The following is a 17,485-nucleotide window of genomic DNA, read 5'->3' on the forward strand; positions in this document are numbered from 1 at the left end:
GCCGGGAGAAATACGTCATTTGACGTATTTTTTAGCACTACCACTTTTTGCTACTTGCATTGGTCTTGAAACCGGCTTTTGAACTTCATGAATCCATCTGCAAAGCGCATTACGATTGGCCGTAAACCAGGCAACACCATTGTCCTGAACACCCATGATGTAAGCGGCACACACGCTTCGCTCACACTTGTGACGCCCGTAACGAATACATGGGAGATTCAGGATCTTGGGTCGGCAAACGGGACTTTTGTGGATGGAATGCGCGTGTACAGAAAGGAAATTACACCCGCTAATCAGATCAAGCTAGGCCAGACTCTGCTGTCGTGGGAGCTTATACTGGATCCGCGACCGCTGGCTCCGGTTGTGCCAATAATGCAAACGGCCAAAGTCCCGGAACCCGAAGAGCCATCAGCAGCGCAGGAGGAAATACGGGAAATTGCCTGGAACCTTAAAAAAGTGAGTGATGACTTCCGGGAAAAGCGCAACCGGATCGCGGAAATTCAGGCGCAGGAATCCATTAATTCCCGGATTCAGGGTTTGGGTTTTCCGATGGGCGCAGTGATTGGTTCGCTCGCCCAGGCGCTGCCACCGGACTATAAAATATTCGGCTACGCAGGTGGCGTCATTTCGCTTGGATTTGCGGTAAGCGCTCTGATCAGTTCTAAGAAATTAAGTAAGGAAAAAAAGAAATATACGGGCCTTGACGACTGGTACAAGATCCATTATGTGTGCCCGCATTGCCACACATTTATCCAGCAACCTTTTGAACTACTTGAAAAAACGAAGAATTGCAGGGCGTGCAAAAAGCCGCTGATTCCCTAATATCATACGGATATCTTATGAACAATCTAGATTTTGAAAAAACCCAGATCTGGGCGAAAAACCTGGCTGCCAACCCTGTTCCTCCTGCGGCCTCCATTCCAAAACCATCATTGAACATTCAAAAACCGGCTTTCAGTATTAAGAAACCCGTGCTCCGGCCTTTGACAAAAGAAGAAAAAATCACGCTGGCAGCGGGCGGCGCACTGGCGATAGGGCTGGGAGCGATTGTCATCACGAGTTTGTCGGACGAAGATGTGGATGTGTCTCCCATTGCTCCGTCTATTGCAAATCTGAATGCGCCAAAACTGGATCTCGGCTCGCCGGAGCCTGTTGCAAAACCGCAAACTCCGGAGCCTGTACATCATACCCCACCGCCACCAAAACCGCCGTCCAGGCCACATGAACCAGCCAAAGAACATTCCAAACCCGATGGCCTTCATGCGTTGATCGACATTCCGGAGACGCCCGAAGTTGCCACAACACCCAGGGACGAGCAGACTTTCATAGATGCATTTAATGCTGCCAGAAAGGAAGTGGGCCCTGCCGGACTTTTCGCCTGGCGGGACACTTATTACAGTACATTCACCGACAAGGAGTGGGAGTCCGTTGCGGAGGACAAGAAAGCGTTATGGCTTGACGGTGCCCAGCCGATCATTGACCCGCATGTCGAGAACCTTGTGCCAGTGGCCGAGCCGGTTGCCGAGCAGCAACAGCAGCATGTGATCGTGGCCGAAAGAGGGGCGGTTACCTGGACAGGAATCGATAAAGACGAGGACGGACAGGCTGAAATCCTGATGGCACGTATCAATGGCCAGTCTCCTATGGTGCTCATGGATACGGATGGCGACGGGCTGCTGGATACGCGGTATGATTATGAAGCATCCAGCGGGCGAACCTATGCGTCCGTCATAGAACCGATTTCAATGAGCGCAGCTGAGATAGCACAGCTCGAAATTGTGCCTGTCGGGCCGGATATGGGCTTCTTCAACCAATCCACAAGTGGCGATTCCTCTGATGGATCACCGGTTTCTATTGTTGAATTCGGTGATAGCTATGTGGTTAGCCTGGACAGCAATCATGACAACACAGTTGATGCAATAAGTTATTTGACAGACAATCACGGGCCGATCGTCGGGCTGGATCACGATAATGACGGGCAGATCGAGACGGGTTATATCTACGATTCGGAAAGTGGCACGATTAGTCTCCAGGAAACTGCGCCGATGGAGGAAATGACAGTTGGGCCACCGGAGTATCAAATGTATTCGGAAGCAGCAGGGCAGGATGGAGCGGATATGCCGGAGCTTTCTGAAAATGAAGCGCTGTCGATGAATGAGGACAATGACATTACCGACGATTTTGATTCCTATTTTAAGAATGATCAGGATCAGTCGGATGAATATCAAAATGCTTAAATGAAAGGTTTTAACGTGGCAGTACAATGGAAATAGCATGCAGAAAATGCGGCGCCGTGCTATCCGTAGCCAGCACCGCTATACCAATTGTTAAATGTACAAACTGTGGTTATCCTAACCCTGTGATTGCGGGCGCGCAGCCGCCACCTGCGAGGCCGCACATGCCAGCCCCGGTTGCACCATCGCAACAAATGGGTGCACCATCGCAGCCAATAGCCGCTCCGCCACCGCCTTCCATGTCCCAGCCGCCGAGGCCAGCGGCAAGCAGGCCACAAGCCAGCGCGCCGGAATTGGGATGGCTGGTCGTCCACGATGAAAATGCAGACCAGCAAACACATCCCTTACGGATTGGAAAACAGGTTATTGGCAGGAAAAGCGTGAGCAGGCCTTGTGATATTATGATTGAGACGGATGATCCTTACATGGGCCGTAACCATTGCATTCTTGAAGTAAAGCCTAGCAGGACCGGCAGCTACGAGTTTTTTTTGTCGGATGTAAAGATGACCAATGGTATGCCCGAACAAATGAGCACCAACGGAACATTCGTGAATGCACAACCTGCTCCGCTGAGGCCGAAGGATATGGTATATCTCAAAGATGGGGACACCATTCAAATGGGCAAAACCAAAGTGGTGATCAAAACGCTAATCACCGTGGCCACCGCGCAGGATGCATCCCGAATCGTACAGGATATGGACTATGCGCCGACCGTGATCATTAAATAGCACAGATAAGTCAGGATTTTAAAGCCTCTTCCGGAATGAAAATATCGATTCATCAGCCAGCCGGTTTTAACGAAACAGGCGGACGCTCCAACAATGAGGATAGCATTTATCCCATTCCCGGAACCGCCACCGTTTCAGACCGGCTTTTTATGGTTTGTGATGGTGTTGGGGGCGAACATAAGGGAGAGGTGGCAAGCTTCCTGGCTTGTAAGCATATCAGTGAATGTTTTTCCAATATGGGAGATGCAGAAGCTTCCAAAGCATTTGTTCAGAAAGCGATCGATTCAGCAAGGGAAGCATTTATTGAAACTGAAAAAAGCGATCCTGAAACGGCGGGAATGGCCACAACCCTCACATTGCTTTATTTTGATGATACCGGTGCCGTGCTGGCCCATCTGGGTGATAGCAGGATTTACCAGATCCGAAACGGGAAGGTTATTTTTCAAACCAAAGACCATAAATGGGTGAATGAGCTGGTGGAAAGCGGGGTGATCACAGAAGAGCAGGCTATGCAGCATCCGCAGCGAAATGTGATTACAAAAGTGATAACCGCTTCCCGCGCGGATGAAGCGGACTATACGCGAATAACGGATATCAGGGCAGATGACTTTTTTTTCCTTTGTTCGGATGGTGTACTTGAACAGCTTTACGATGACCTTTTGGAATATCATTTACGAGACAACCCCGACAACCATCCTGAACCGATTGAAATACTGGAAGCAATAAAAAATGAATGTGCGCACAAAACCAATGATAATTTTTCTGCCTACCTCATTAAAATAGAATCAGTTGAGCAACAAGCAACCGCGGAAGAGAGGGTGAAAGAAAAAGTGGTGAATATGGTGATTCCCGAGCCGGTAATTCCGCAGTCAACGGCCCGGAAACCACGCGGTGTCTTGTTTGGCCTGATCACATTTGCAGTCATTTTTTGTAGTGGATTGATATTTCATTTTGTCAGGTCGGAAAAGCAGACTGAAAAAGCACTTTCGGAATCAAAAGTAAATGTAAATGAGCGAGATACGGTTCGGCTGGAAGTTCCTGTACAAACAATGGACGAGCCGGAGATTGCCGATTAAGTTTAATAAGAAGTGAACTAAGTATCGATCAATATGGATGCTACCGATTTCAATGACCGCTTCGACTATGATCCCGACAACGACCTGCTCGGCGAGGGTGGTTTTGGGAAAATTTTCAAAGCTTGGGATAACGTGCGGAATGAGTTCATTGCACTCAAAATGTCGAAGGTCGTGCCGGGTATGGAGGAATTTAGCCTGCTGAGTGAATATGAGAGGGTTAAGCAGCTGGAACATCCCAACATTGCCAGATACATGGACTGCCGCCGGATCAAATTGCCGGGCATAGGGACGCATGATATTGCATTGATGAAATATTATGAGCACGGGAATCTTGCACAATTATTGAAAAATCACACCCTTACCACAGGTCAGAAAAACAAGCTCATTGAGGGATTGCTGGATGGCATTTCCTACCTGCATAAGCTCAAACCCCTGATTATTCACAGCGACCTGAAACCGTCGAACATTCTGGTGGTCGAAAGGCGCGGGTTTTTTATTCCGTTAATCACCGATTTTGGGATCAGCCGCAGGGCAACGGTGGATGATAAATCCTATGTTACTAATCTCACCGGTGCCGGCACATACGCATACGCGGCCCCGGAGCAATGGGAGGCGAAAGAATTGAGGCCCAATGCAGACTTGTGGAGCTTCGGTATTCTGGCCATTTATGTTTGGTTCAATGGTAAAAAACTCCCGTTCCGCTCCGACGACATTAGCATTGCCACAGAGTCCGGAAGAATTGAATACATGAAACGGGTAATGGCCCTGGACTTCATCCCTGATCTGAAAGGCCTGCCGGAAATTTATCAGAAGATGATCGATGCGTGCCTGGTTATCAGTCCGCAAAATAGGGTGAAAACCGTGGACCAGCTTTACACGATTCTTCGCGGCGGCGAGCCTGTTGTAGTGGATGAGCAAACGAAGGTTATGCCAAAGCCGGAGGCTGTTAAAGCCAAGCCGGTGGTCATTGACGAAAAAACCAAAATCCTTCCGCAAATCCCCGAACCGGTAATAGAAGTAAAAAAAGAGGAGCCAAAACCGCTGCCGGAACCCATCCCGGAAAAAAAGAAGAGCTATGTCATGCCTATTGCACTTGCTTCCGCGGCAGTTATTGGCGGGCTTTCGTGGATGCTTATTACGGCAGATCCAAAACCGGCGGCCGTGAAATCAACATTACCCGCACCGGTTGTTGCGGCCACACCTGTTGTTAAAGAAGCGCCTGCGCCAGCTGTCGTTAAGCGCGCTGAAAAGCCTAGGAAAAAACTCCCTGTTAAGAACGCCGCCGCTGTGGCAGCCAAACCTAAAACAGACAGTAAGGCCATATACCATGTGGTGGAAGAAAGTCCGAGATTTCCCGGGGGAACATTGGCTATGGAAAGCTGGGTTTCCAGTAATATGCAAATGCCCGAAGCGGCGTCACGCTCCTTTATTTCCGGTGCTGTACGTGTTTCGTTTGTGGTAAATGCCGATGGAACCCGGGAAGATATACAGGTGGTGAGAGGCCTGGGCTATGGTTGTGACGAGGAGGCGGTCCGGCTCGTAAAAGCGATGCCCCGCTGGATCCCGGGCAGAACAGCCGGAAGAAGCGTAAGGGTGAGGACGATTGCCGCTGTAACGTTTGATTAATACGTCCTTCCAATCACTTTGGCAACAGCCTCGCGGCTTCCCTTTACCTGCAATTTTTGGTAAATGTGTTCCAGGTGTTTGCGGATAGTTTTATCAGAAACAAAGAGTTTTTCACTGATTTGGCGCACATTAAGCCCTCGGACAATCCATTCCAGAATTTCATTTTCCCTAAGAGTAAGTTCCGCCGACTTTGAAACCGACTGGATTTGAATGTCGTTGGATCCTTGTCTAAGCAAGTCCAGCGTTTTGGCAGCCATCAACGGCGACATAGGGGCGCCTCCTTCCAGCACTTCGGATATGGCATTAATGATCTTGTGGGGTTTTTCATCTTTTAGGAGATAGCCGGACGCACCTGCTTTGATGGCTTCAAAAAGTTTGGCATCATCATCAAACATGGTGAGTATCAGAATCTTTACCGAAGGATATTTCTCTTTCAGGAGGCGGGTGGTGGTGATTCCGTCCATTTCGGCCATTTCAATGTCCATCAGGAAAACTTCCGGTAGCGCGACGCTGGCTAATTTCTTAAAAAGGTCTTTCCCGTTTATAGCCTTAAGTATAAGTTCAATGTCTTCGCTAAGAGACAATTTTTCCCATAAGTCAGAGGCAATGGTGGGATTGTCTTCCACTAGTCCAATACTAATTTTAGGCATAGAATGGGAGGTTAACTTTGTAGAGAAAGATAAAAATGCCGTCATGCGGCAATCGCCCTTTCACAAAGTAACGAATCAGAAGTCGCGCAAAAAATACGTCAAATGACGTATTTTGTTTATCAAAGCGGGAACTCTACCAGCACTTTTGTGCCTTCGCCGGAAGATTCCAATTCCAGCCTTCCATTCAGTTCTTCCGCCCTTTTTTTGATATTTTCCAAACCATATCCCGGACAGATTTCCTCGCGGCAAAAGCCCTTACCATTATCATTAATTAGCACGGTAAAGCTTGTCTCATCAATGGCGAGACACACCGAAACGCTGGTTGCGTTGGCATACTTCATGGCATTATTCACGGACTCCTGAACGATCCTGAAAATGGACGAAGCAACCGGAGGGGAAAGCAGTATTTCGCTGTCTCCGTAAGCCACAACGTTCAGCTTGGGATATTCCGATTCGCAGGAAATGCGGGTAAGCAGTCCGCGTACACGCTCTGTCAACTGGCCATACGGAATCTCAGGTTGATTCAGAACCCAGATCGTCTCCCTCAATTGCTGAAAGGTTTCGCTGGTAAAATCCCGGAGGTCTGCCAGCTGCGTCTGGTTCGCCTGGTTATTGAAGGCCATAATGTCGAGCCGTGAGATAATGTGTGTCAGCTGCGATCCGATCCCGTCATGTAAATCACGCGCGATGCGTTCGCGCTGATTTTTTAATTGAGAATGCAGCTGCGCGCTTTCCTGCGAGAGGAATTTGACGGCTCTTTTCCTGTTGTTCCTCTCGGGGTCGCCGAGCTTTTCGTTAGCAGAAGAGCTGGTTTTGGAGACGGTAAGCACGGGATAATCGTTGAATGAGGAAACGTTAGTCATGAGTAGGGGTGGAATAATTACGGTTATCAAATTTCTTTTAACTTATTAATAGCTACAATACTGATCATTCAGTAATTTGGGAAAAAACCCTCACTAGATGCGATGAACTCTACTCAGCCAAGTGCTTTTGATTTAACTACGATCAGGAAGATATGGAAATCTGACATACTCAAATCGGAAGCCAAGGAAATTGAAGAATACCTTCGGGAAAATTCACTTTTAATTGAAACCCTGAATTCAAATAGCACGTCGGTGGCCATCATTGACATTCAGTCGATGCGCTATCTGTGCTGCCTGGGTGATGCTGTGCAAGTTATTGGATGGAGCAACGACATTTTGATGCAGGAAGGAGTGCAGTTTTTTCTCTCCAAGATATTCCCTTCCGACTATATAGGATTTGAAATAATGTCGGCTATGACAACTGAATATGTATGTAAATTGGATGATCATAAAGTTATTTCATTTAAATCACTTTTTGATTTTAGAATAGTTCGGCCAGATGGAAGTTTCACTAGGATAATGCATCATGGAGTTGCGTTGAAGCGTGATTCCCTGGGTAATATATCTTTTCTACTCGCATTGATCTCGGATATTACACATTTAAAGCGTGATGGAAGGCAGCACTTGCACCTCACAAATGGCTCCGAAAGTTTAATTTATGAGGTAAACAACGAAACAGGTTTTTGCAGAAAGCTGGAAAGCCTAAGTGATCGTGAACTGGAAATTGCCCGGCTAACAGGGAAAAAACTAACAAGCGAAGACATTGCAAAAAAGCTGTTTATCAGTACCCACACCGTAAATACACACAGACAAAATATGCTCAAAAAGCTCGACATGACTGACACAATGGAATTGATTAATTTTTTAACCGTGTATCACCTCATCTAGCGCCTGATTCAAGCTATTCTAAATGTGTTGTTCATACCATTCGTCGGAATCTTTCGACTGCACGTCATCGGCGTTTTCAGCAATCTCGTCGTTCGAGTACAATTCATCTATTTGCTGATCAAGCAGCTGGTTCTCCGCAACCGCCAAATCATTAGTATTCTCGACTTCATCATCCTCATGAACATACGCCGGATCAAGAAATTCGCGGTAAAACATTTCATTTCTGTAAACCAGCGGCTGATCATCTGAAAAGCGTTCGTAATGAAGCGAAACCGTTTCCCAATCTTCATTTAATACAGCCGTGGTAAGCTCCGGGAATCGGGCCAAAGATCCGGTATTGTATACATAATCAAACAGGATCTGCTTCTGCCTCCCTGTTAAGCTTTCCCAATTCACGTTTTCGGGGATGGAACCGGCATGTGCGGTAGCGAAGTTCTCGATCTGGTCAATCGTGCGCTGTTCGTATTCGGGCACCAGCACATTTTCAAATAAATTTCGCTGTTGTTGTTCTGTAATAAAGATCCCTCCTCGCTCCGCAACCCAGCTTGCAGCTTCCGGGCCCGTTTTTTCAGCGGCGTCGATGAATGCATAAGCAGTCTCAGGATCGATGCCGGCATTGGTAAGGTCTGTATAAATTTCCTGAGGCGTGCGATGCCCCATATCATAGCCAGGTCCGATGGTAACGCCTGACCTGCCTCCTGGAAAGTGGGGGACCAGGCTTTGCCCCTGATGACCTATTTCCTGGTGATAAGTAAAGGTATATTTTGTCATATGAATAGTATTTTGTACTGCTGCGATACGACTTTGGGACTTGAATATTGTTTAAAAATACGATTTTGTTTTTCAATATCAGCTCAGAAATTTTAAACTTATTTTACGGTTGCTGCCTCCAAAATATACGTCAATTGACGTATTGATTGCCAGTTTTGACCAACCTATTTTTGGCTTGTTAAAAGTGCAAAGTTCCCTTCTACCTAAACTTTACGCAGCCATGCACAATCGTTTACCACGGCATATCATCCTGTTATTGTCAATATTAATCTGTGGTAATTCCATTGCGCAAACACCCGTACGCAAACCGGACAAGATCTTTAAAATCGACCAAACCAGCATGGAAGTGCTGGTTGAGGAGGTAAATAAAACCGACATTGCCTACAAAAAATTAAGCGACCCGAAAGGGCCTTTGTACGCCATTCCAAAAACGGAAGTTTGGAAAATAGTTTGGAATAATGGTGATGTAGAAGAGATTAATCCCCCCGTTACTACGACTGCAAAGGCAAGAAAACCCACCGATCTGATCGTCACCAAAAAGAAGGAAGCGGATGAAAAGTTCTGGGAGAAAAGCGGCCTGTACGCAGGGCCCAAAGTCGGTGTAGGGCTATCCTTCATGCCCAAATCAGGGGGACTAATAGAGGGAACCGAAACGGCATATAGCGGCGGTATTGCCATTGGTTTACACAAAAAAGCATTGGCAGTCCAAATTCAGGCACTATACACACAAGTAGGATTTGGCGTGTCGGTGCCGATTGGAACAGCGGGTGAAGTAACCAGTATCAAAGGCACCCAATCGCAGCTCCTTTTACCATTGACCATTATGACATCGCAAAAGGCGGGCCCCCTCAGGATCGGTGTTTCAGTGGGTGCATTCGGACTAATGCAGATAGGCAACGGTGGTTTGAAAGTCAGCGATGCAAATGGCAGCTCAACTGTCAAGAATTGTGACACTTGCTCTGATAAGGGACTAGGATTTGGCCTGACCGGCGGGATCGGTGTTACGATATTGGAAGGTCCGCGCCACGCAGTTTTTATCAATGCAGACTGGTATTACAATCTCGGAGAAAACAAGGATTATAAACCTGGGGAAACCAGTGTTAATACGCATTTAGGTTTGTTAAGCGCAGGCGTGCTGTTCCATTTTCCGGGCGGGCACTGATCAAAGATCTGATATGAAAATTAATTCTGGAACGATCGTTCTATTTTTGGCTCTCCTTATTGGTCCCCATGCATTATTTGCTCAGGAGCGCTTCTACTTTCGAAACGGTAACACTTTCCCGCATCGAATCGTAGAAGCAAATGATAAGGAGATCAAGTTTCTGGAGCCAAAAGGAGACGCAACGATCAGGCGTGGCATTGACCGGGAGAATGTAGTGGTTGCTTTCAATGCGCACGGCTTGTTTATCGTAATAAAAGATCTCAGCCCAGATCCGGAGATTTCCCGGAAGTCGCTCGAAAAGTTTTATAATGCTACCGGACCCTCAACCGATTTGCTCATCAAGTCGACGCCGATTGAGGTGATCCCGGCAACAATCAGGATGGAGAATGACGCGATCAATTATCTTACAGAAGACAACAAACCGGCGTCCATTAATAAAAATGACCTTGTAGCCATCATTTACCAGGACGGCAGGCACCTCTTGCTGAAAGATGCTGAGGAAGCCGAAAATTTACTCAGCGCAGCCGCTGATAAGGTGCTTAGATACAGTAAGCCTGCGGCCAAACGGAACAATGCGCCACCCACAAAAATGGCTACCGCTCCGCAGCCTGTAGCTGAAAAAATCAAGCAGCCCGTGTTGTCGGAACAGGAATATAAGGAGTACAGACAAAAGTCAATTGCCAAAGTGGAGCAGTTCAGCGATTACTTACAGGTGATCGTGGACAGGAGCTTTTCAATGAATGAAAGGGATTTGGCGATTAAAAATGCATTGCAGCTTTTCCTGCCAGAAACACAAATCGAGGTTTCTTCTAAAAACAGGAAAGGAGTGACAAAGCTGCCACTGGAAATGTATCTCAAACGTTTGAAAATGCTTCCCTATGGCAATGTGCAGATCAAATGGAGCCAGATTGAGTATGTAAGTGAGCTGAAACAAGAGCAGGATGGCAATTACTATGGGACCATTGTCGGAAACCAGACGTTCACAGGCTACGGAGAAAAAAACCAGAATATCCTTTACAGCGACATCACAAAAAAGAGCGTTCGCGTGAAGCTTGAAGCATATCAAAAAGAGATTGACGGGCAAAGCAAAACCAATTGGACGGTGCTGCTCGGGAATATTGGCGTTGTGGCTGACGAATAATTCTATTATTTCAATGAAAAAGGTTTTGCTGCTGTTGTTGCTATTTATAGTGGTTTGGGAGACGAAGGCGTCGCCGCAAGCGCTGCGCATTATTGGCCAGGCCAGTGATGTACGCTCGGGCGCGAGCGTGTCGGGTGTATCCTTTTACATTGAAAAAGACAACCGGCGCACATTGCTGTCGTCCACAGATGAGCAAGGACATTTCAAGCTCGATCTGCTTTCGGATGCGGCAAAGATCACGATAGAAAAAAAGGGTTATCGGCTGATCAGCACAGGTATAACAACCTATAAGAACACGGGAAAAAGGATTGATTTTTTTGTAAAAATACCATTAATACCACTGGATGCACAGGCAAACGATACGCCTTACATGCAGAGCCAGCAAACGCAGTACACGGTTGAAAATGAGCAAAAGAAGAAGACTACCATCGTGCGAAAATTTTTTGTGTCTGACGCCGTAAATGGCTCTGCGGTTAGAAATGGAACATTGTGTTTCGAGTTTACAAGAAATGCCAGGAAGGAATGCAAGGAACTTCATGAGGAGATGACTATGTCCTTTGGCGAATCCGACATTGTGGGATTTACGGTTTCTGCCGAAGGATACCAGGAATATACAGGTAACCTTATCCTGGAAAAAATGGATGAAAAACCAGGCAAATACGACATTAAGCTTACGCCGGAAATTACGATGCTTTCCCTGAACGTCAGCGGAAGCCCATCGGTGGCATCGTGTAAACTTACAGCGGAGTCGGGCGGCGAGATCGTACTGCCTGCTTTGGATAAAATGGCCTATGCTGCCCTGGTGCGTGCGGGAAACTATCGCCTTACCGTATTTGACAAGAAAATGGCACTGATACATTCTGAGCAAGTTTTCGTGACAAAAGGACTGAATTTCATGGGCCTAGTCGTGGGGAACAAGCCAATCCCTGTTCGTGAAATGCCGGTAGCAAAAGCAGAAGCCGGACCTGTAAACGCAGAAGGGCTGGATTCTCTGGAAACGCTTACGATATATTTTAATCAAAGCGATTATACATTCAAACCGGATGAAAAGGCAAAGCTCGACGCACTCGCAGAATGGCTGAAAAAAAATAACAACAAAAAAGTGCGGGTGGTGGGACATACGGATAATGTCGGCAGCACTAAGCTAAACATTACGCTTTCGGAGTTCCGGGCCAAAGTGATCCGGCATTACCTGTTGTCCAGGAAGGTGAGTGAGAAGCAAATTTTGTGGGCAGGGGTTGGAGGGAAATATCCAGCCAGGAAAAATGATACGGAAGAAAACAAAAGATTGAACAGGAGAGTGGAAGTTTCCATGCTCCCATAACCCAAGACCAGCATCATTAACTGATACAGCTTATGCGATTGATTTTTATCACCTGTTTTTGTTTCGCCATCCAAGCTCTGACATTCGCGCAGACCCCCGAGCTTACACCGGCCGATATCAAAGAGATCCGGGCAGAGGCCAGAAAGGTAGTAGAAGTGCAGCTTAACGATCTGCTGAACACCGTGGCCCTGGACAACATTACGGAGAGTAACAAACAGCTTTTGATATACGACAGCTATCTGCCCAGTCAGAACCAGGTTTTTTATGGGGATAAAGCTATGGTGGAAGATGATGTAAATCCGGACAACACGGTCAAGAAGTCGGGTCCGGACCTGCCGATCCGTAAGTATCTGGATGATCTCAAATTGTATTATAACAAAAGCCCTAAATACAGTATCAAAATCTCGGAGGTTTCGGTAGGGCAGGTGCAGCAAAAAGAATACCCCTATGTCCAGGTGACTTTTAGAACACACTTCACCAACACACACCGGCAAAAAACAACTAAATATGAAAACGTATATAGAGTAGCGGAACTTCGGGCAGACAAGCCGGACAAACAATGGATCGTGCTGATAACCCGCATCGGCTATTATCAGCCCTCTGCAAATACAACAGCGGCCGCACCGACCGCGACAGCCCCTGCGCCCGTTGTTGCTTCAGCACCTGTTGCAGTAAAAAAGCCGGAGGAAATAAAGAAACCGGAGGAAACCAAAAAGCCCGAGGAACCTAAAAAGACAGTTTCTGCTGTCCCGGAAAAGACTCCGGTTACGGCAGTTGCAAACAAAGAAACGGATAATACACCCAAAAAAGAAGCACCGGCGAAAAGCACGGTAAAGGAAGAGGTTCCCGTAGCAGAATTGAAAAAACCGGAGGTTTCGGAGAAGAAGGAAGCGCCAAAAGCAGAGCCGAAAAAGGAAGCTCCCGCTACTGTAAAACCAGCCGAAAAATCTCCCGAAATGGTTCCTGCCACGCCCAAGGACAGGCGAACCGCGACTTTGAATGCAGAGCTGGTTTCTTTGCAGAAAAAAGCCGCGCAATATAGAACGAAAAGTACGCTTATCAGGGCAGGTGCAGGCATTGCAGTAGTTGCGTCCATAGCAACCGGCGTCATCTTATATGGTGCTTACAATGATTATAAGTCCGAGATAGACAAAAATAACGCCGCCTTTGATAAGTGGTATGACACCGAGGTCGGGGGCGTTAGAAATGGCGACAGATTCAATTCACGTGCAAGCTATCACGCCAAACCCAACAGCCTTATTTCTTTTGCCAGTCCGGGGATTTTTGTGGCGGGTGCCGGCATCATTGCAGGTGGCGTGCTCTGGTTTGTCGGCAGCAAAAGTGCCAAGGAAGCCAGGCGCTACAACAAATTACTCGAACAAAAAAGAAAGCAGATCGTCGTCTCCCCTCAGTGGAATGGTGCCCAACGATATGCCGGAGTTCATTTGAAATACCAGTTTTAATTGATTTTCTAAACCCGACGGAAAAATGATTTCCAAAATAGCATTCATAATCATGGCATTCGTAGTCGTCGCGTGCTCAATGCAGGAGCCCGGAGCCCCGCAGGCAAATTTCGAAACGATGAACGAAGGCTGTCAGGCGCCTTGTCAGGTCAATTTTAAGGACTTGTCGGAAAATAAAGGTGTCTACAATTGGAAGTACGACTGGTCTTTCAAGGATAGCACAAGCTTTTCCTCGGAGCAGAATCCCATCCTCAGTTTTGCCAAAGCAGGTAAATACCAGGTTGTTCTGACGATCAGTAATGCAAAATATGGCAGCGACACCGCGGAGAAAACAATTTCGATTACGGCACCCATTGCTCCGGAAGCAGAGTTCCTTGTTACCGGCAACAATTGTCAGGCACCGTGCGAGGTTGGTTTCACTAATCTTTCTAAGAATGCAAAAACATTCAAGTGGGAGTTCGGCGATAGCAGCGCAGTGAAGACAGAAGATTCTCCCAAGCACACATTTACCAAAGCAGGCACATATAAAGTCATATTAACGGCTTTCAATGAAACGGTAAGCGACAGCGCTGCGAAAGTCGTGACCATTATCGCAGCGTCCAAAGTACTCGAAGCCGATTTCATTATTGTTGCAAAAGATACAACCCGCCCCGATTCAGCTGTTTATTCATTCCTCAACAAATCCAAGAATGCAACCAGCTATTTGTGGGATTCTGGAGATAAAAGCCAGGCCAAGGTCGACTCACCGACACACGCATTCCCACGCACCGCCAAAGATGTTACGCATAACATCTCTCTTTCCGCCATTTCGGGAAATGAAATGAAGAAAAAAACAAGAGCCCTCATCATCAAAAAGAAATAGCAAGCCGAACCTATGAGAAGAATTTTAATTCAGTTGTTGTTACTGGCAATCGTTTTCGGCTGTCATCAGGAGCTGCCCCCGCAGCCGGTTGCTAAGTTTACTTTTACAAATGGTGGCTGTACAGCGCCATGTTCGGTCACATTTACAAGTGATTCGGAAAATGCAACTGCAATAGAATGGGATTTTAATGATGGAACACCAATCGAAAATGGTGAAACAGTTAAACATTACTTTGCAAAAGGGAAGAACTACGCAGTAAAACTCATTGCTAAAAGCAAAGATGGTGGAAGTAGCGGTGCACAACACATAGTGGAAGTCAAACCGGAACCGGCAAGCCTGCCCGAAGCAGATTTTAAGTACAGTATGAGCAATGACAGCATTGCCCCTTCGAAAGTAACATTTGACAACCAGTCAGGGAATGCAACGCGGTATGAATGGGATTTTGGTGATCCCAATGCTACGCCCGACAATCCAAATAAAAGTACTGAGGACAACCCATCACATACTTATAGCAAGCCGGGAAAGTACAAGGTTACCCTAACCGTCTACAATGCGGATGGGAAAGCATCTACAAAGACTATTGAGATAGAAGTCAAATCCGTAAAGCCAATCGCTGATTTCACATTTACAGGTGATGAATGTTCGGCACCGTGTGAAGTCAGCTTCACCAATAAATCTACAGGTGCTAACACATATAGTTGGGATTTTGGCGATGGTAGTCCCAAAAGTAAGGAAACTTCACCCACACATATTTATCAGCAGGATGGGACTTACACAGTTACATTGACTGTCACAGGAGACGGAGGTACAGGTGATACCAAGAAAGCGGTGATCATCAATGTGAAAGACGTTTTAGCATTTAAAATCGCTGGCGATTATAATTATTCAACGGATATCGTCGCGGATGCGAATGGTAATATCTACATATGTGGCGTCATGCGAGGATTGGCAGATTTTGGTAGTGGACAAGTAAGACATAGCAGTGGTGATTTGGACTTTTTCGTCGCAAAGTATAGTATCAATGGAGCATGTTTGTGGGTATATGTTGATGGGAGTGCTGGTAGTGATCGTGCAAATAGCATCGCGCTAGATAAAAGTAATAATGTCTATATCACCGGACTAATAGCCGGTAACATGCAAAGCGGTCCGATCTTCGGATACAAAAATGACGGGTTCGTTGCAAAACTGAGTAATAGTGGCGAAAAACTTTGGTTGAGGACATTTGGGGGCGCGTTGGCAGATGAGGGGATAAGCGTTGAATTTGATCAAAGCAATGGCCGTCCCAAACTCTATGTCACTGGGCATGTGGAAGGGAATTATTTTTCAAATGCAACTCAAATTAATTTTGATAACTACAAAATTGATGTTCAAACGGGTACATTAATCTTTATTGTGATATATGATGCAGAAAGTGGAGCCCCTGGCCCACCCGAAGTTATCGGCAAAGATAGGCACGGAAAACACAATGTCGAGTCTATGGTGGTGGATAGTGAAGGTAATGCATATTTGACTGGATACTTCAATATATCTATGAGACTGTCGTCAGCGATCAACCTAGAAGGCTCGGGTGGAACGGATTGTTTTTTGGCTAAATGGAACGTTAAAAATGAAGAGTGGGAGTGGGCGAGCAAGTTGGGTGGAACCGGTGACGACTTTGGTCGGAGTGTGGCTGTCGATAGACAAAATAATGTTTATGTTGCCGGGGAGTACAATGCCTCTAATAATCCTCTCGGAATAGGTACGGCAGGTGATCAAAGTATCTTTGTAAGGAAATACTCTGGAAACCATGGGGAAGTCATTTGGGGGACGAATGGTTTTAATAATGGAATGGACGATTCTCTTGGAGATATCGCCGTTACAAACTCCGGTGGTATTGTTGTATCCGGGACATATGAAGTCAACGGAAGGCTTCCAATGAACAACGGCAATGGTTTTGAATCGGCAGGAGCACGCGATGTGCTTGTTGGTGAGATAAATTCTAGCGATGGCCGTGCTACGGGAAAGATGCAGGCATCAGTTGGTGGGATGGGAGATGAGTTTGCGGACGGCTTGTGTGTTACGCCGAATGGTACAGTGTATCTAACAGGTTTCTTCCATGGTGCTGCAACATTTAATGGAGTTCGACTTGAAGCGTCTTCAGGTACCGCCAACACATACATTGTAAAATTTAAAAACTAAGACCACTCTTTATGGGAAAACCAGCTGCAAGAATAGGCGATATGCATGTCTGCCCAATGGTGACCGGGCTCGTGCCCCACGTTGGTGGCCCAGTTGTCGGCCGCGGCGTTCCAACGGTTCTGATCGGTGGAATGCCGGCGGCGGTTTCGGGTGATATGTGTGTGTGTACCGGTCCGCCGGATACGATTGTGCTTGGTTCGACCGGTGTTTTTATTGGTGGAAAACCGGCTGCGAGGATGGGTGATATGTGCGCGCATGGGGGGAGAATAGTGGTTGGGTTGCCTACGGTTTTGATCGGGGAGACATTTGTTGGAAGCGGTTTGGCGGGATTGTCGCCGGTAGCTTTGTCGGCAGGGTTAAAGAGTATGCCGGACAATGTTAAGAAAGCGGTGAACCAGGCGGTGACGATGAAAAAGGCGGCGAGTAATGGGACACCGTTTTGTGAGAAGTGTAATTCATAATGCGGCAAAGAATATGGTAATTTCGAACTATTCACTTCAAATTGTCGAGGAAAACTTT

16 protein-coding genes are annotated in these 17,485 nt (G+C 46.8%); 13 read left to right on the top strand and 3 right to left on the bottom strand.

The window, feature by feature from the left end; translation table 11 throughout:
* Positions 1–87: 87 nt before the first annotated feature.
* The 5 genes from G395_RS31025 to G395_RS31030 are packed head-to-tail and all read left to right on the top strand — an operon-like array spanning position 88 to position 5,664.
* Positions 88–822: an FHA domain-containing protein gene (locus tag G395_RS31025; protein WP_051350069.1), complete on the top strand. Its 735-nt coding sequence runs from the start codon at positions 88–90 to the stop codon at positions 820–822.
* 17 nt (positions 823–839) lie between these two features.
* Complete coding sequence (locus G395_RS0108540) at positions 840–2,237, top strand: hypothetical protein (RefSeq protein WP_026629670.1); 1,398 nt, start codon at positions 840–842, stop codon at positions 2,235–2,237.
* Positions 2,238–2,263: 26 nt separating this feature from the next.
* Entirely contained in the window at positions 2,264–2,962 is a 699-nt protein-coding gene (locus tag G395_RS0108545; protein WP_084439503.1) for an FHA domain-containing protein, read from the top strand.
* A 35-nt stretch (positions 2,963–2,997) separates the two neighbouring features.
* Positions 2,998–4,038, top strand: a complete 1,041-nt coding sequence (locus G395_RS28930) for a PP2C family protein-serine/threonine phosphatase (RefSeq protein ID WP_051350071.1) — start codon at positions 2,998–3,000, stop codon at positions 4,036–4,038.
* A 33-nt stretch (positions 4,039–4,071) separates the two neighbouring features.
* A complete protein-coding gene (locus G395_RS31030; protein ID WP_026629672.1) occupies positions 4,072–5,664 on the top strand; it encodes a TonB family protein in 1,593 nt (530 codons plus the stop codon).
* On the opposite strand, the gene G395_RS0108560 is transcribed toward G395_RS31030, so the two are convergent.
* Both G395_RS0108560 and G395_RS0108565 read right to left on the bottom strand, forming a co-directional pair.
* Complete coding sequence (locus tag G395_RS0108560; RefSeq protein WP_026629673.1) at positions 5,661–6,314, bottom strand: response regulator transcription factor; 654 nt, start codon at positions 6,312–6,314, stop codon at positions 5,661–5,663. The two genes, G395_RS31030 and G395_RS0108560, sit on opposite strands and share 4 nt — an antisense overlap.
* 119 nt (positions 6,315–6,433) lie before the next feature.
* Positions 6,434–7,177: a sensor histidine kinase gene (locus G395_RS0108565; RefSeq protein WP_026629674.1), complete on the bottom strand. Its 744-nt coding sequence runs from the start codon at positions 7,175–7,177 to the stop codon at positions 6,434–6,436.
* A gap of 102 nt (positions 7,178–7,279) precedes the next feature.
* Between G395_RS0108565 and G395_RS0108570 the strand changes: the two genes are divergently transcribed.
* Entirely contained in the window at positions 7,280–8,065 is a 786-nt protein-coding gene (locus G395_RS0108570) for a LuxR C-terminal-related transcriptional regulator (protein ID WP_026629675.1), read from the top strand.
* Between the two features lie 18 nt (positions 8,066–8,083).
* On the opposite strand, the gene G395_RS31035 is transcribed toward G395_RS0108570, so the two are convergent.
* Positions 8,084–8,836, bottom strand: coding sequence for a pesticin C-terminus-like muramidase (locus G395_RS31035; protein ID WP_051350072.1), 753 nt, complete (start codon positions 8,834–8,836; stop codon positions 8,084–8,086).
* A gap of 220 nt (positions 8,837–9,056) precedes the next feature.
* Here G395_RS31035 and G395_RS0108580 point away from each other — a divergent pair, with 220 nt between their 5' ends.
* Genes G395_RS0108580 through G395_RS32975 form a run of 7 tightly spaced genes read left to right on the top strand, consistent with a single transcriptional unit; the run spans position 9,057 to position 17,427 of the window.
* Entirely contained in the window at positions 9,057–9,998 is a 942-nt protein-coding gene (locus G395_RS0108580; protein WP_157486623.1) for a hypothetical protein, read from the top strand.
* Positions 9,999–10,011: 13 nt separating this feature from the next.
* Positions 10,012–11,139 (top strand): hypothetical protein, encoded by a 1,128-nt coding sequence (locus G395_RS0108585; RefSeq protein WP_026629677.1) that lies wholly within the window; start codon positions 10,012–10,014, stop codon positions 11,137–11,139.
* 13 nt (positions 11,140–11,152) lie between these two features.
* A complete protein-coding gene (locus tag G395_RS31040; RefSeq protein ID WP_051350073.1) occupies positions 11,153–12,463 on the top strand; it encodes an OmpA family protein in 1,311 nt (436 codons plus the stop codon).
* A 32-nt stretch (positions 12,464–12,495) separates the two neighbouring features.
* On the top strand, positions 12,496–13,926 hold the full coding sequence (locus G395_RS0108595; protein ID WP_026629678.1) for a hypothetical protein: 1,431 nt from the start codon (positions 12,496–12,498) through the stop codon (positions 13,924–13,926).
* 25 nt (positions 13,927–13,951) lie between these two features.
* Complete coding sequence (locus G395_RS0108600; RefSeq protein ID WP_026629679.1) at positions 13,952–14,788, top strand: PKD domain-containing protein; 837 nt, start codon at positions 13,952–13,954, stop codon at positions 14,786–14,788.
* A 12-nt stretch (positions 14,789–14,800) separates the two neighbouring features.
* A complete protein-coding gene (locus G395_RS32970; protein WP_084439505.1) occupies positions 14,801–16,966 on the top strand; it encodes a PKD domain-containing protein in 2,166 nt (721 codons plus the stop codon).
* Positions 16,967–16,977: 11 nt separating this feature from the next.
* Positions 16,978–17,427 (top strand): PAAR domain-containing contractile injection system baseplate protein, encoded by a 450-nt coding sequence (locus G395_RS32975; protein WP_026629681.1) that lies wholly within the window; start codon positions 16,978–16,980, stop codon positions 17,425–17,427.
* Positions 17,428–17,485 lie beyond the last annotated feature (58 nt).

This window comes from Dyadobacter alkalitolerans DSM 23607, assembly GCF_000428845.1.
GTDB lineage: Bacteria > Bacteroidota > Bacteroidia > Cytophagales > Spirosomataceae > Dyadobacter > Dyadobacter alkalitolerans.

Excerpts from the sequence above, each read along its gene's own strand:
- G395_RS0108570 (WP_026629675.1), top strand. The coding sequence starts at position 7,280 with ATGAACTCTACTCAGCCAAGTGCTTTTGATTTAACTACGATCAGGAAG.
- G395_RS0108560 (WP_026629673.1), bottom strand. The coding sequence starts at position 6,314 with ATGCCTAAAATTAGTATTGGACTAGTGGAAGACAATCCCACCATTGCC.
- G395_RS0108565 (WP_026629674.1), bottom strand. The coding sequence starts at position 7,177 with ATGACTAACGTTTCCTCATTCAACGATTATCCCGTGCTTACCGTCTCC.
- G395_RS0108600 (WP_026629679.1), top strand. The coding sequence starts at position 13,952 with ATGATTTCCAAAATAGCATTCATAATCATGGCATTCGTAGTCGTCGCG.
- G395_RS0108595 (WP_026629678.1), top strand. The coding sequence starts at position 12,496 with ATGCGATTGATTTTTATCACCTGTTTTTGTTTCGCCATCCAAGCTCTG.
- G395_RS0108545 (WP_084439503.1), top strand. The coding sequence starts at position 2,264 with ATGGAAATAGCATGCAGAAAATGCGGCGCCGTGCTATCCGTAGCCAGC.
- G395_RS31025 (WP_051350069.1), top strand. The coding sequence starts at position 88 with ATGAATCCATCTGCAAAGCGCATTACGATTGGCCGTAAACCAGGCAAC.
- G395_RS0108580 (WP_157486623.1), top strand. The coding sequence starts at position 9,057 with ATGCACAATCGTTTACCACGGCATATCATCCTGTTATTGTCAATATTA.
- G395_RS31030 (WP_026629672.1), top strand. The coding sequence starts at position 4,072 with ATGGATGCTACCGATTTCAATGACCGCTTCGACTATGATCCCGACAAC.
- G395_RS31040 (WP_051350073.1), top strand. The coding sequence starts at position 11,153 with ATGAAAAAGGTTTTGCTGCTGTTGTTGCTATTTATAGTGGTTTGGGAG.
- G395_RS28930 (WP_051350071.1), top strand. The coding sequence starts at position 2,998 with ATGAAAATATCGATTCATCAGCCAGCCGGTTTTAACGAAACAGGCGGA.
- G395_RS0108585 (WP_026629677.1), top strand. The coding sequence starts at position 10,012 with ATGAAAATTAATTCTGGAACGATCGTTCTATTTTTGGCTCTCCTTATT.
- G395_RS32975 (WP_026629681.1), top strand. The coding sequence starts at position 16,978 with ATGGGAAAACCAGCTGCAAGAATAGGCGATATGCATGTCTGCCCAATG.
- G395_RS31035 (WP_051350072.1), bottom strand. The coding sequence starts at position 8,836 with ATGACAAAATATACCTTTACTTATCACCAGGAAATAGGTCATCAGGGG.
- G395_RS0108540 (WP_026629670.1), top strand. The coding sequence starts at position 840 with ATGAACAATCTAGATTTTGAAAAAACCCAGATCTGGGCGAAAAACCTG.
- G395_RS32970 (WP_084439505.1), top strand. The coding sequence starts at position 14,801 with ATGAGAAGAATTTTAATTCAGTTGTTGTTACTGGCAATCGTTTTCGGC.